Here is a 14,760-nt window from a genome sequence, read left to right on the forward strand (position 1 = left end):
TAAAGTTAAAGAAACTATATGTTATTTATTTTTAAAAGGGAGAAAAAGAATGGAAAAATATAAGAGCTACTTTGCAGATTTATTATGTTTGTTACTGATTCCATTGCTAGGAATGGTATATAGTTTGCTTAATACATCCAGTAATGGATTAAATAGTTTAGTTACTGATCTAGATAAAAAAATACCCTTTATCAAGGAATTTGTAATCCCATATTTATTATGGCATCCATTTATTTATATATGTATGATCTATTTCCGATTTAAGGATAGGAAAATATATTTTATCACCTTTATAAGTATTGTAATAGAAAGGCTTATAGCTTATACGATATTTTATACCTTCCAGACCTATGTTCCAAGACCTATTCTTCATGGAAATGACTTATTTACTAAGATTACGGCTTATATATATAGTTCGGACAAGCCTTATAATTGTTTTCCAAGCATCCATGTTATAGAAAGTTATTTAATGATTAAAGGCATAAAGAATATAACTAATAAAAGAAAGCTAGTGCTTCGTTTGATTAGCATCACAGCTATAATAATAATTTTATCCACTCAGTTTATAAAACAACATGTCATTATGGATGCAATAGGTGGAATTTTGCTTGCTGAGGTTGTGTTTAATGGAGTTTTAAAAATTTTCCATATTGTATACAGCAGCAAAGATAAAAATTTAAACAACAGCATAAATAGTTAGTTACAGATGCGTAATTCTTTTATAATCTGGGCACAGATGAGTTTCACTCTAGGTCATCATGGTATTTAAAACGGGGACAAAGCTTTCTCCCAGTTCACTTAAAGTATATTCAACCTTCGGTGGAATTTCTTTGTAAATTTTACGATATAAAAAACCATCTGCCTCCAACTCACGGAGTTGTTTGGTAAGTGTAGACTGGGTTATACCATCTAGACGACGCAGCAATTCGCCAAAACGCTGGACCTTGTAAAAAGCTATATACCATAAAATTAGTATTTTCCATTTACCGTTCAACACGGACTGGAGCATACTCATTGGTACACAGCGCGTCATCATGTTCTTGTTGCGGAACTTATTTTCTCCCATAGTTTATCACTCCATTTCATAAGCAGTATACCTTATGTTGAGAAAGAAAACAATGCACTATTTTTTATTATACTTAGTATTAAAAATAGTACTAAAGCCATAAAAAGACAGTACTTGAATAAAAAAAACTTTGCTGTAATATGTAAATCAGAAACTGAAGCTACTATATCGATACTTGTTTTATCGAGAAAGTAACTGTAAAGGAGCGATATATATGCATTACACAGGAACTATTTGGAGACCTCCATATGAGGCATCCTCTCTATTAATTGAAGTTACTGCTGGCTGCACTCATCACAAGTGCAAATTTTGTACTCTTTATGATGACCTTCCATTCAAATTCAGAATGTCTCCTCTTGAGGATATCGAAGCGGATTTATTAGAAGTGCAGACTGAACTTAATTCTTGGCATAGTCAGAAAGTAGCTCGTGTTTACTTAACAGGAGCCAATCCTTTTGTTTTGAAATTCGAACGGCTAAAAGAAATCGCTGACTTGATTCATAAATACCTGCCTGAATGCCAAACAATAGGCTGTTTTGCTCGTGTTACTGATATTACTCTTAAGACTGATGATGAATTAGAGGCTTTACATGAACTTGGTTATGATAGCATTACTATCGGCGTGGAAACTGGTGATGGAGAGATACTTAAATTCATGAACAAGGGGTACCTGCCGGAAGAGATCATAATCCAAAGTCATCGTCTGGATGCAGCCAGCATCAAGTATAATTATTTTTACCTTACTGGTATCTCTGGTGCTGGACGAGGAAAGATAGGAGCATTAGAATCCGCTAAAGTATTTAATCAGACGCATCCACAAATTATCGGCTCATCAATGCTTACTATCTATCCTGAATCTGAGCTATTTGCTGAAATTGAGGCTGGCAATTGGTCTGAGGAAACAGAATTAGAAAAACTAGAGGAACTAAAGACGCTAATTGAAAACTTAGATATTCCAGTGTTTTTCGCAACTTTAGGTGCGTCAAATGCCATTTTTGTTCAAGGTGAGCTTCCAAAGGATAAAGTCAGGATGCTTACTTATCTTGAGAAGATGTGCAAAACACAAAATGAATCTGAATTACGGTACTATCGTACACACTTAAGACACCTTTAATGGAGGAAGCAGACTTGGATCAACAAATATGTAGTGAAAATGAAATATTGGTAGATATTATTGAAAAATATAGTAAAATAGTTTCCTCTTTATGTAATAGGATAGTTTACGATAGAGAACTTGCTAAAGATGCAGCTCAGGAAGTGTGGCTAGAAGTCTTTAAAAGTATTTCAAAATTTAGAGGTAAATCAAAATTATCAACATGGGTATATGCACCTGAAATGCTCGGATTAGGATATACAGAAGCACCTATAGAATATGATCACTCACTGAAGGGGTAGGCAAAAATTGTTGAATTATTTATCAGAGAGATAATTAGAAAAGAATGCATAATAGTTGGCCATGATTTGGGAGGTGGAGTGGCTCAAATAATTGCTACAGAGAAGTCAAGTATTATTAATAAATGTGTACTCACAGATTGTGTGGCTTTTGATTCATGGCCTGTTGAAGGAATAAAAAAGCTGATTCAACTATCTAGAAGTGAAGAAGCACTAGATATCCTTAGCGATGAGGTTATAAATGATACATACTACATAGCTTATATACGGCTAATTTTGCATATAGATTTCTCCAGTGTAAAGTTTACATTCTGCGATAACGTTTAATAAAGTAATATTTTACCCAAATAGAAAGAAATTACTAATATTATCTCAAAGCAGATGTTATATAATCATTTGGTAAAAAATATATAGGGGGATAGTAATATTATGAAGAAGAACAAGAAAATTCTTTCACTTATTATGTCTGTTATGATGATTTCTCTATTGACATCTATAGGTAAGACCACCGTTGTAAAAGCTTCTGAAGTATCTGCTGCCGAAACTAGCACCTTTGCAAAAGGTGCGGATACAAGCTGGCTGCCGCAGATGGAAGCTAGTGGTTTTGTTTTTAAAAATGATAAGGGAGATCAAGAAGACTGCCTACAGATTCTAAAGAAGCATGGGATTAATTCAATAAGGTTAAGAACCTGGGTCAATCCGTCAAACGATCGCACAAATGGCCACTGCAGCACTAAAGAGACTGTTACTATGGCTGTTAGGGCAAAACAGATGGGTTTTAGGATAATGTTAGATTTTCATTACAGTGATACATGGGCAGACCCAAGCCATCAGGATATTCCAGAAGCCTGGAAAAATGATACGCTGGAACAAATGAAAACTCATTTGTATAATTACACCTATGATGTTATGACAAAGCTAAAGGATGCAGGCGTTACTCCAGAGTGGGTACAGGTAGGAAACGAAATCAATTCAGGGATGCTGCTTCCAATGGGAAGCACCACAAAACCGGACAATCTAGTACAGCTTATTAATTCCGGCTATGATGCTGTTAAGGCTGTAAGCCCTACTTCTAAGGTTATACTTCAGAGAGCAAATGGATATGAAAATGCTAATTTTAGAAATTTCTTTGATGCTCTTAAGAAGTATGGTACTAAATACGACGTAATAGGTGTTTCATATTATCCTAGCGTGGATTATACTTCTACAATCGATGAGCTTGGAGATAACCTTAAGGACATGGCAGCAAGGTATGGTAAGGAAGTAATGGTAGTAGAGGTTGGCGCTGATTGTTCCGAGGATGAAGTAAACGTTCACAACATGCTGGTGGCTGTGCAGAATAAAGTGCTAGCAGTTCCTGACAACAAGGGACTAGGAGTGTTTTACTGGGAGCCAGAAGGAGCAAAAAGCTGGAGCGGATATAGCATGTCTGCTTGGAACGGCTATGATGGAAAAGCTAATGATGGACAGCCGACAAAGGCCTTAGATGCATTTTTACCAGGAGAAGCAGAATTAAATCCATATCCCGTAACGGAAATATCTTTTGATAAGAAAAAAGTTTCTGTAGAAGTTGGAAATACATTAACTTTAAAGGCATCACTAACACCATCAAATTCCACTTACAAGGGTATTATTTTTTCATCCTCGAAAGAAAGTGTAGCAAAGATAAATTCATCCACTGGAATAGTAACGGGCATTGCACCGGGTACAGCTACTATAACTGCAACTAGCTATGATCAGCATAAAACTGCAGTTTGCAAGGTTACCGTTACTAAAAGCAGCAATCTTATCAAAAATCCAGGTTTTGAATTAGATGAAGATAATTGGACAGTAGCAGGAAATAGTTCTTCAGTAACCTTTGAAAATGATGCACATACAGGCAATAAAGCACTTCATTACTATAATGGAGACTTTAAAGCTTCTCAGACGATAACAGGTTTAAAAAATGGTTTCTATAGATTAACTGCATGGGCTTCTGGCGGTGGCGGAGAAAAGACTTCAGAGATTTTTGCAGTTAATGGAGCAAAAAAAAGATCTGCAGTTGCTTTTACTAATACGGGTTGGAATATATGGAACAAGTACACAATCAACAACGTAGAAGTAAAGAATGGAAAATTGACTGTCGGTGTAAAAGTTCAGATGAGCAGCAGCGGCGGCCAGTGGGGAAACATAGATGATTTTGTTTTAACTAAGAATAATAGTACTTCGTTGAAGGATTTAAAGGTAAACGGAACAACAGTTAATGGGTTTGATCCTGAGGTAACCAGTTATAATGTAACTTTGCCAGCAGAAACAACTAAAGTGCCTAAGATAAAAGCAGCAGTAGTTGATTCATCTGCTAAAGTGGTTGTAAAACCAGCAAAGGCTTTGCCAGGAAAAGCAACTGTTACAGTAAAAGCTGGTTCTAAAAGAAAGGTTTATGTAATCAACTTTAACGTTGAAAAAAGCAATCCTGTTAAGAATGCTGGCTTTGAAGCAGGTTTTGATAACTGGACAATTTCTGATACAGATGCTGAGAATATAAGCAAGGATGTATATTCAGGCTCAAAAGCATTAGGTTACTGGAAAGCATCAGCATATAAGCTTACGGTTTCACAAAAAATAACCGGATTAAAAAATGGGGTATATACATTATCGGCATGGTCGCAAGGAGCTGCAGAAAGCTGCACTAATCAGATATTTGCTGTAGATTCAAAGGGAAAACCATTAACTGCAGATATTAAAAATACTGGCTGGGCAGTTTGGTCTCAGGTAAAGATCATAAATATAGTGGTAACAGATGGAACTTTGACAATTGGTTCATATTTAGATGCTCCAGCAGGATATTGGGGATCTTATGACGATTTTGAATTGACGCAGACAAGTACAAACATTTCAAATTAAATGAATTAAAGACGTAGGTTGATCGAAATGTCAACCTACTTCGGCATTTATGTTCTTCTGATGCCGGTAATATTCAAGCATAATGTGCTTATATCAATATTATAACTCGAAGGAACTTTTGCATAAAACCCCCCTGAGCTAATTAAATGAATATCAGCTCAGGGGGGTTAACTAAGCCAGCAGCGCTAATAAGTTCTGCTCAGCTGTAACCTCTTTAATATTAGTTTCTGCAATTACATTCGAATAATCTTTAGTATTTGTAATAACAACAGGAGTAATAACCGAGTAACCAGCATCTACAATTTTTTTGATATCAAACTTAATTAGCATGTCACCTTGCTCAACCTTATCGCCTTGGTTCACGATAGTTTGGAAGTACTTACCATCTAATTGAACAGTATCTACACCTATATGAATCAATATTTCTGCTCCTTGTTCAGACATTATTCCGATTGCATGTCCTGTTGGAAATACTGCTGTAACAGTACCATTAACTGGCGCTACTACTTCACCTACAGTTGGTTCAATAGCAATACCTTTTCCAATTGTCTCTGATGAAAAAACAACATCATTAACTTCACTTAAATTTTTAATTGCTCCAGTTATTGGACTGGCAATAAGCTCTTTCCTAAGTAATGCTTCGTTTTCTCCTTCAACAGCGGCAGAGTTTTCTTTTTTATGTTCAAAACCAAAGGCTACTGTAAGTGCACTTGAAATTACAAAGGATGTGCCAAGAGCCATTAAGTATTTCATTAACGGAGTGAATTCTGGAACAGTAAATATATTTACAAAGAATGTAAATACAACTAGTTTAACTTTAAATAGTCCGATAAAAGCTCCGCCTATTGCACCTGATATAATTAAATAGGGAATGGTACGCCTGTATCTAAGCACTATACCATAAATAATTGGTTCAGTTACTCCAGATAGGAAACCAGATATTATTGCAGAGCCAGCAAGTGTTTTTAAGTTTTTATCTTTTGTTCTTATAAAAACTCCGAAGGCTATACCCAAAGCAGCAGTTACTGTAACAGCAAACATTGGTACGATTGGATCACTACCCTTGGCAATATTGGCTAACACAATAGGTACAATTGCCCAATGAAGTCCAAGCATAACTAGAAACACCCAGGATGCTCCAACAGCAGCACCGGCTAAAACTCCACTTTTGCCGATTAAGAAGCTTATTCCTGACCCAATTGCGTTCCCGAGGTAAACACCAAATGGTCCAAATACAATGGCTGTTAGAGGTACCATTATCATTAATGACAACATAGGTACTAAGAATAATTGTACATTTTTATGAATAATTTTTTTTAAGCCTCTTTCGAGAAACGCAAAGATATTAATAGTTATTAATATAGGAAATACTGAAGAGGAGTAGTTCATTAACACTACAGGTATTCCTATGAATGAAGTAGTTTTGCCGGCATTTAATAGAGCTGTAAAATTAGGTTCTAAAAGAGCAGCCCCAATTGCACCTCCTATATAGGCATTGGCACCTAATTTTAGTGAGCAGGTAATACCAAGCATAATTGGTAAAAAGTAAAATACAGAATTTCCAGCTGCTGATAATATAGCATAGGTACCACTTTTGGGTGATAGAAGGTCAAAATTCTGAAGTACTAGTAAGAGTGCTTTTATCATACCTGCACCTGCAAATATGGGAATTAACGGAGACAAGGTTCCTGAAATTATATCAAAAACCGTAGAGATAATTGAGTTGTTTTTAGAATCTGCATTATCTGATGCTGTTCCAAAGCTGCAAATTTTCATTATTTCCTTATATACATATGAAACATCACTGCCGATAACTATCTGAAATTGACCGCCGCTTCTTACTATACCCAATACGCCTTCAATTTTTTCCAGGGCTTCTTTGTCGGCCTTTTTCTCATCCTTCAATTTGAATCTGAGCCTAGTAGCACAATGAACGAGGTTTACTATATTTTTTTCTCCTCCAACTTTATTCAAAATATCTTTTGCGAAACTGCTGTAATCCATTTTGACACTTCCTTTTAGTAAATTTGTTATAAATAAAGCCATATATACTTTTAACCTTAAAAAAAATAAGACCCGATTGAAAATTAAGTACTCTATTAATAAGGCTTCTATTAATAAAGCAATTAATAAACAATCTAGGTCTTGCCTGCCAAACCAGTCACAATCCTATTTAAACTCTATATACTAGATAATAATATATCATAAGGATAAACGCTGTCAACATTAATTCTGTAAAAGCGCTATTATGTACAGATATTTTCCTTTGCTTGATAAAGGCGAGTTTGGAGATAGGCGGCAGCAGTCATTTTTAATCAGAAAAGTTATAGTTCCTTGTTATGCAGCCAGTTTTTTATATATTCTTCCTTAGTAAGTTTAGGAGGATTCTCTTTTATGATTTTATCTGCTAAAATTCCGCCATCTGCTAGTAGGTCATAGACTGTCATAGCGATTGCCTTTGCAGGAATTATATAGGCGAGTTCCTCATCTGCAATTTCAAAATCTGCTCCGTGAACATTGCCTTTAAAACCACTAAAACCAAATTGTATCGTAGGTTTTATTGCAGCTAAGTCGCCTATATCTCCAGAAGCCATAGATTTTTTCCCGTCAATCACATTATCTGGACCTATTAGGGTTGTCATGTTATTTTTCAAAACATTTGAGAGAGAAGTACACTGAGCAAATGGTAGATAGCCTATAGTATTCTCAATTACACATTTGCCTCCTACGGCATAAGCACCAGCTTTGAAAGCTCTGTCAACTTTTGAGTTTGCATCTAATATGGATTCCCACCTAGCACCACGCACATATGCTTCTATAACAACTTTCTCAGGCACAGAATTAGTGCTTTGACCGCCTTCTTTTATTATTCCGTGGACTCTTATATTATCTTCATCTAGAAAGGTTTCTCTCTGTGCATTTACGGCAGAAAGTCCAATAACAGCTGCATTTAATGCGTTTATTCCAAGATGAGGTGCTGCACCAGCATGAGAGGCTTTACCGTAATAGGTTATATTTTTGAGAATAAAACCATTAAGTGACGAATTTACATCTGCCATTGGAGTTGGTATACCTCCCATAGTATGGCAGGAGATAACAAGGTCTATATCATCAAAAATTCCATTTGCAATCATATCTTGTTTACCAGACATATATCTGATTTTATTTTCTTTTATTAAGTTTTTTCTGTAATTAAGATTGATAAATTCTTCTGCTGGAGTCCCTATTAGTGTTACTTTAGCATCTATTTTATCCAAAAGACCGCTATTTTTTAATGCTTTCATTACTCCCAGCATTATGGCAAGCTGATTGGAATGTCCGCAGGCATGAGCTGCATGCATATCATTAGAAGAATATTTATGGCCATAAGTTGGAATAGCATCTAGTTCGGCAATTAGTCCGATATTGATTTTTTTACCTGTGCCCAGTGAAGCTTTAAAACCTGTTATTGAAAGGCTTTCTTCAATATCTATGCCAATGCCTTTTAAATAGTCACAAGCAATTTTGGAGGTATTGAATTCTTTAAATCCAAGTTCAGGATTTTGAAAGATTGTGTTACCTACATTTATTATTTCGTTTCGTATATTATCTAATATTTCACATAATAAAGCTTTTATTTTAACCACCTCTAAATTTTTAGTTACAAATATCACTGGCTGAATTATGATAAAAAATTCATAACCATAAAAGGTGAATGCTCTAAGATATATCGTTATATATCTTAAAAGACATTCACCTGTTTGATTAACTGTTGCATTCTGTATCTAGAATGTCTAAAGCATTGAATATCATATTAACAAAGGCTTCTCTATCTAGATCAAGAAGTACATTGGCATTAAGTCTGCCTTCAGGAAGCTTTCTTCTGTCTGCAACAGTCATTCCTCTAGTTACAGTTCCTGTAGTTTCAATATCTATATGATACTTCTTAGCTGTAAAAATATCAGGATTCAACAAGTATGCAATGGCACAAGGGTCGTGAAGAGCACTTCCTTTATCGTATCCGAACTTCCTACTGAATATTGAATAAAAATCCAGCAAGTCATTTACAAAAGCTGACACTTTACCCTTACCTTTTAATCTTTTAAACTCAGTGTAATACATTTGAGCTTTATTTGTAACATCCAAACCGCTCATTACTATCGGAATACCTGAATCAAATACTATTTTGGCTGCTTCAGGATCTACATAAATATTAAACTCAGCGGCAGCTGTTTTATTTCCTTCATTTATTCCACCACCCATAAGAGAAATAAGTTCTACCTTTTCTTTTACCTCTGGGAAAGTGGAAAATAACATAGCTATGTTTGTTAAAGGTCCTATGGCGATTAAAGTAATCTTCTCGCTGGCTTCAGTTATTATATCTTTCATAAACTCTACTGCACCTTTGGCAATTGGCTTAAATTTAATGTCAGAAAGGTTATGTCCGTCCATGCCAGTTCCACCATGAGCCTCCTCGCCTGTAACAAGCGGGCATACCAAAGGAGATTTTGCACCCTTAGCTACTTTTATATCCTTATCTACAAGTGTAAGCAGCTTAAGCAGATTATCTGTTATTTTATCAACATTATGATTTCCGCCAACGGTAGTTATTCCTTCTATTTTAAATTTGTCTGGATGAGCTAATGCAAGTAAAATTGCGATTGCATCATCATGTCCTGGGTCACAATCAATAATAATTCTCCTCACATTTATCACTCCTGAATTTTTTTCTTATTAGTTTCTTTTATTGCATAGAACATAAGTCCGATAATAGTAGCTATATATGGAACCGTTGAAACAAGTTGCTCTGGAACCTTAAGTACCTGGAGCGTGTTAGCTAGTGCATCCGCAGCACCAAATAGTAAAGAGGCTAGTGCAGTTCCGAGGGTCGTACCTCTTCCAACGGCTTCTGCTGCTAAGGCAATCCAGCCTCTTCCGGCAGTCATATTTCTTGAGAACCAAGAAACGTATCCCATAGACATATAAGCTCCGCCAAGTCCAGCTAAAAGGCCGCTTAAGATTATTGCTATATATTGTACTTTCATCACACTGATACCAACAGATTGTGCTGCATTAGGATTTTCGCCTACCGATCTTATTCTTAAGCCTAAAGAGGTTTTCTTCAATAGGTAATAGATGGCTATAACTGAAAGTATCGAAACATACGTGAGTATATTGTGCCCTGATATAATTTTGCCTACAACTGGTATTTGATCGATTAATGGCAGTTTCAGAGAAGGAACTACTTTACTTGGAAGTGAAGCTGAGGTTCCTTTATCATGGGTGAACAAGTATAATAAGAAGACTGATCCGCCATCTGCAAAAAGATTTACTGCGATTCCTCCCAGTATTACATCTGTCTTAAAGTGAAGAGTAAAATACCCGAGTATTCCGGCTATTACCATTCCTGTAATCATTGCAGACAGCAGTCCTATAATTACACTATGGGAATATGCACTTCCAAGAACACCTGCAAGAGCTGAAAACAGCATTATTCCTTCAAGTCCTATATTAACGATACCCGCTCTGTCGGAAATAAGTGCTCCAAGAGCTGCAAATAGTATAGGAGTCGTTACCCTTAAAATAGAGAAACCAAAGTTAGTTGTAAATATCGAATTGAATAAACTATGCATTTTTCTTAGCCTCCTTAAGTAACGATTTTTCCTTCCAATACTTTAAGAATTTTTCTGCTGATATCAGCAGGATTATTATAGCCTGTATAATAGAAATCATTTCTGCTGGCACATCAGATGTTCTTGACATTAGGTCTGCACCGGTTCTTATGTATGCAATAAAAATTGCAGAACCTATGACAGATACAGGATTGTTTTTAGCTAACATTGCGATTAATGCTCCGTCAAAGCCATATCCAGGCAAGGTTATCCATTCAAATCTATGGTGCATTCCAAGAACTTCTACAGATCCTCCCATGCCGGCAATAAGTCCAGCTAAAACGTGCACATAAACAATTACTTTTGCAGTTTTTATTCCCGAATACTCTGCAAATTTTCTATTGATTCCAGTCATTCTTAGCTCATATCCCCATTTAGTCTTGTAAAGGAAATAGTGAGTTAGTAAAACCATAATAAGAACAATTATAAAACCAACGTGAACTCTTGTTCCAGGTATAATTCGTACAAGTCTCGCAGTATCCTTAAACTCAACTGAGCAATTTGACAATGCATTAGGATCTCTAAGCTGATAGGTTAATATATACAAGCCAACGCCAAGCAGAATGTTATTAAACATAAGAGAAGTAACTAATTCACTGGCATTCCATTTTGCTTTAAGTATTCCAGGTATTGCAGAGATCAATCCGCCTGCTAAGGTACCTGCGGCTATTGCGAAAAGTGGGTGAATTATTGAATTTGTCTTCCAGTATATAGCTATGATTGCAGCTATAATACCTGAAAAATAAAATATTCCTTCCGCACCCATATTAAAAAGTCTGGTTTTAAATAGTAATGCCATTGACAAGCCAGCAAACATAAGAGGTATCGAAAGTTCAATAACATTTCCCATATGGCTTTTAGATGTTAATGGCCCTAATAAGAATGCCTTCAATGCTTCAGCTGGCTCTTTACTTACTAAAAGTATTACTATAAATGCGATGATAAGCGCTATACCTACAGAAATCAGCGTTCTGATAATTTCAAACTTGCTTTCCTTATTCATACATAGCCCTCCTTAGTTCAGATTCTGAATGCTTCTTTAATCCCAACATGCAAAGTCCCAGTTCTTCTTCTGTGATTTTAGAAGGGTTTTCAAAATATGCGACAATTTCTCCTTCGTACATAACTATCAGACTGTCACTTAGTTCCATAACCTCATTTAGGTCTGCTGACACTAACAAAATTGCTGTTTTATTCTTTCTCATTTCAAGAAGCTTTTCATGTATAAAGTGAGCTGCGCCTATATCTACTCCTCTGGTTGGCTGCTCTGCAATCAAAAGTTTAGGAGAGGTTGAGCATTCTCTTGCTACAATAACCTTCTGCATATTACCTCCTGAAAGCATTCCTATCTTCTGTCCTATGCCGGAGCATTTTACTTTAAACTCTTCAACAAGCCTGCTGGCAAGAGAAGTTATTTTTTTATTTTCTAAAAATATGCCTTTAGAACTTATTTCTGTTTTATCGTAAATGTTGGAAATAACATTATCGGCTATGCTTGCATCACCAGCCATTCCTTCAGTTATTCTATCTTCAGGTACATATGAAAGTCCTGTGTTTCTTATGTCCTTAATACTTTTCTTATTTATTTGAGTCCCATTTATTTCAACAGCTCCATCGCTAACTGACATACTTCCGGTAATAGCTTTGATAAGCTGTGTTTGTCCATTTCCTTCAACACCTGCAATTCCTAGTATTTGACCCTGTCGTACCGAAAAATTAATATTTTTAAAGATATATTTATCTTGATAATTTTTATAGGCTAAATTTTTTACTTTAAGTACAGCATCACCATATTGGCTGTCTCCTTTATCATATTTCAGTACTATATCTCTTCCTACCATAAGTTTTGATATTTGTTGTTCTGTTACATCTTTTGTATAAAAAACGCCTTCAGTTTTTCCGCTTCGCATAATTGTAATTCTATCGCTTATTGCTTTTACTTCTTTCAATTTATGTGAAATGAATACTATGGTGTGTCCTTCTTCTTTTAGTTTCTTTAGCTGAACGAAAAGTTCATCAGTTTCTTGAGGGGTAAGAACTGCGGTCGGTTCGTCAAGTATTAATATCTTAGCGCCTCTAATTAGTGCTTTTAATATTTCAACCTTCTGCTTCATAGCTACAGTTAAATCTTCTACTCTCATCTCAGCATTTACAGAAAGGTTATACTTTTTTGACAATTCTTCTGTCATCTGTACTGCTTTTTTATAATCGATTGATAATCCTTTATGAGGTTCTATTCCTAATATAATGTTTTCTGCTACAGTAAAAGATGGCACAAGCATAAAATGTTGATGAACCATTCCTATACCTTTTTTTATTGCTTCGTCAGGTGTATGCAAAACTACCTTGTCTCCATTTAAGCAAATAAAGCCTTCACTTGGCTGCTCTATGCCGAAAAGCATTTTCATCAGTGTTGACTTTCCTGCACCATTTTCTCCAACTACAGCATGTATTTCTCCTTCATACAGCGAAAAGTTCACATTTCTGTTAGCTACAACACCATCTGTATAAATCTTAGTTATATTGTTCATTACCAACAATTCTTGCTGCATAAAATTACCTCCATCAATAGTAATAAATGCCCATATAATATATAAATGGAGATCCCTGCTTTGAGCAGGAATTTCCATCTATACAAGCTATTAATCTAATTATTTCTGTTAAGGTTTTACTGCATTACGTATTTTACTAATTTCACTAGTTTTCATACCAAATGCTGTATTAACTTTGATTTCACCATTTTTTAGTTTATCTTCGATCTTTTGAACTTTTGTCTGTATATTTTTAGGAACTAATTGATTGTAGAATTCGTTCTTAGCGATTCCAACTCCGCCTTCTTTAAAGCCTAATTTTTCATGTTTACCGTATTTTAATGTTCCGTTTTTAGCCTTTTTTACTGCTCTAAGTAAAGCCATATCTATCTTCTTAGTTGCAGAAGTTACTATATGCTCTGCTTTCTTCTTATCACTGTCCTTAAACATTTCTGCTTGGTCTGAATCAACACCTATAGCATATTTATTCGTATTTTTAGCTGCGTCAAGTAATCCTAAACCTGTTCCGCCTGCTACGTTAAAGCTTATATCTACGTTAGAATTATACTGCAGTAATCCAAGCTCTTTTCCCTTTCCAGGGTTAGCAAAATCTCCAGCATAAGCAATATTAACTTTTATACTAGGATCAACATATTGAGCACCTTGAATGTACCCAACTAGGAAATCATTTATTCCTGGTATATCCATACCGCCTAAAAATCCGATAACCTTGTCCTTGTTTACATTAGGCATATTTGAAGAAGTAACTAATGCTGCTAATGAACCAGAAAGGAAGGATAATTCATTTGTAGCATAATCCATTGAATAAACATTTTCAGGAGTTTCTGTTATTGTTGTATCGTAGTTAATAAATTTTTTATCCGTATTATCTTTTGCTGCATCATTCAATATTTCAGTAGCATCTCCACCGGATATGATTACATCATAATCTTCACCGCATGCATCTTGTACAGCTGGCTGCCATTTTGTCTTGTCTCCGCCCATTTCAATTACTTTTGTAGTTGCATTGAGTTCTTTTTCTATAAGCTTCATGCCTTTATTTGCAGCATCAAAGTAAGATTTGTCACCAAGATTTCCAGGAACTAGTAAGACTACTTTTAAGCCTTTCTTTTTTGAACTGCTGCCGCCTTTTTGGCTACATGCAGCCAAGGCAAATGTGAATGTGAAAATCATCAGCATAGCAATTACGGTTTTGATAGTTTTTTTCATTTCTTTA

General features: G+C 35.5%; 13 protein-coding genes. 5 read left to right on the top strand and 8 right to left on the bottom strand.

The features are described from left to right. The first annotated feature begins 49 nt into the window (after positions 1-49). Positions 50-700 carry a phosphatase PAP2 family protein gene (locus CLORY_RS14585; protein ID WP_079425736.1) on the top strand — a complete coding sequence of 217 codons (651 nt, stop codon included), beginning with the start codon at positions 50-52 and terminating at the stop codon, positions 698-700. Positions 701-748: 48 nt separating this feature from the next. Here CLORY_RS14585 and CLORY_RS14590 read toward each other — a convergent pair whose 3' ends face one another. Continuing rightward, positions 749-1,066 carry a winged helix-turn-helix transcriptional regulator gene (locus tag CLORY_RS14590; RefSeq protein WP_079425738.1) on the bottom strand — a complete coding sequence of 106 codons (318 nt, stop codon included), beginning with the start codon at positions 1,064-1,066 and terminating at the stop codon, positions 749-751. A 214-nt stretch (positions 1,067-1,280) separates the two neighbouring features. Here CLORY_RS14590 and CLORY_RS14595 point away from each other — a divergent pair, with 214 nt between their 5' ends. The 4 genes from CLORY_RS14595 to CLORY_RS23325 all read left to right on the top strand — a co-directional run bounded on the left by CLORY_RS14595 (position 1,281) and on the right by CLORY_RS23325 (position 5,341). After that, the gene (locus CLORY_RS14595; protein WP_079425740.1) at positions 1,281-2,180 is read left to right on the top strand and encodes a radical SAM protein; all 900 of its coding nucleotides are present in this window, start codon (positions 1,281-1,283) and stop codon (positions 2,178-2,180) included. A 14-nt stretch (positions 2,181-2,194) separates the two neighbouring features. Further along, the gene (locus CLORY_RS14600; protein WP_169911637.1) at positions 2,195-2,461 is read left to right on the top strand and encodes an RNA polymerase sigma factor; all 267 of its coding nucleotides are present in this window, start codon (positions 2,195-2,197) and stop codon (positions 2,459-2,461) included. A gap of 78 nt (positions 2,462-2,539) precedes the next feature. Then, positions 2,540-2,785, top strand: coding sequence for a hypothetical protein (locus tag CLORY_RS14605; protein ID WP_079425743.1), 246 nt, complete (start codon positions 2,540-2,542; stop codon positions 2,783-2,785). Positions 2,786-2,887: 102 nt separating this feature from the next. Then, positions 2,888-5,341 (top strand): glycosyl hydrolase 53 family protein, encoded by a 2,454-nt coding sequence (locus tag CLORY_RS23325; protein WP_079425745.1) that lies wholly within the window; start codon positions 2,888-2,890, stop codon positions 5,339-5,341. 171 nt (positions 5,342-5,512) lie between these two features. Here CLORY_RS23325 and CLORY_RS14615 read toward each other — a convergent pair whose 3' ends face one another. The 7 genes from CLORY_RS14615 to CLORY_RS14645 form a co-directional block, all read right to left on the bottom strand. Beyond that, positions 5,513-7,345 carry a beta-glucoside-specific PTS transporter subunit IIABC gene (locus tag CLORY_RS14615; protein ID WP_079425747.1) on the bottom strand — a complete coding sequence of 611 codons (1,833 nt, stop codon included), beginning with the start codon at positions 7,343-7,345 and terminating at the stop codon, positions 5,513-5,515. A gap of 320 nt (positions 7,346-7,665) precedes the next feature. Then, positions 7,666-8,994 (bottom strand): amidohydrolase, encoded by a 1,329-nt coding sequence (locus tag CLORY_RS14620; protein ID WP_169911638.1) that lies wholly within the window; start codon positions 8,992-8,994, stop codon positions 7,666-7,668. A gap of 91 nt (positions 8,995-9,085) precedes the next feature. After that, the gene (locus tag CLORY_RS14625) at positions 9,086-10,027 is read right to left on the bottom strand and encodes a nucleoside hydrolase (protein WP_079425750.1); all 942 of its coding nucleotides are present in this window, start codon (positions 10,025-10,027) and stop codon (positions 9,086-9,088) included. Positions 10,028-10,032: 5 nt separating this feature from the next. Further along, positions 10,033-10,953, bottom strand: coding sequence for an ABC transporter permease (locus CLORY_RS14630; RefSeq protein WP_079425752.1), 921 nt, complete (start codon positions 10,951-10,953; stop codon positions 10,033-10,035). After that, complete coding sequence (locus CLORY_RS14635) at positions 10,946-11,995, bottom strand: ABC transporter permease (RefSeq protein ID WP_079425754.1); 1,050 nt, start codon at positions 11,993-11,995, stop codon at positions 10,946-10,948. Before CLORY_RS14635 ends, CLORY_RS14630 begins: the two co-directional genes overlap by 8 nt. Next, on the bottom strand, positions 11,988-13,544 hold the full coding sequence (locus CLORY_RS14640) for an ABC transporter ATP-binding protein (protein ID WP_079425756.1): 1,557 nt from the start codon (positions 13,542-13,544) through the stop codon (positions 11,988-11,990). Before CLORY_RS14640 ends, CLORY_RS14635 begins: the two co-directional genes overlap by 8 nt. Positions 13,545-13,652: 108 nt before the next feature. Beyond that, on the bottom strand, positions 13,653-14,753 hold the full coding sequence (locus tag CLORY_RS14645) for a BMP family ABC transporter substrate-binding protein (protein ID WP_079425758.1): 1,101 nt from the start codon (positions 14,751-14,753) through the stop codon (positions 13,653-13,655). Between the last annotated feature and the right edge of the window lie 7 nt (positions 14,754-14,760).

Origin of the sequence: Clostridium oryzae (assembly GCF_002029235.1) — a bacterium.
Lineage (GTDB): Bacteria > Bacillota > Clostridia > Clostridiales > Clostridiaceae > Clostridium_AE > Clostridium_AE oryzae.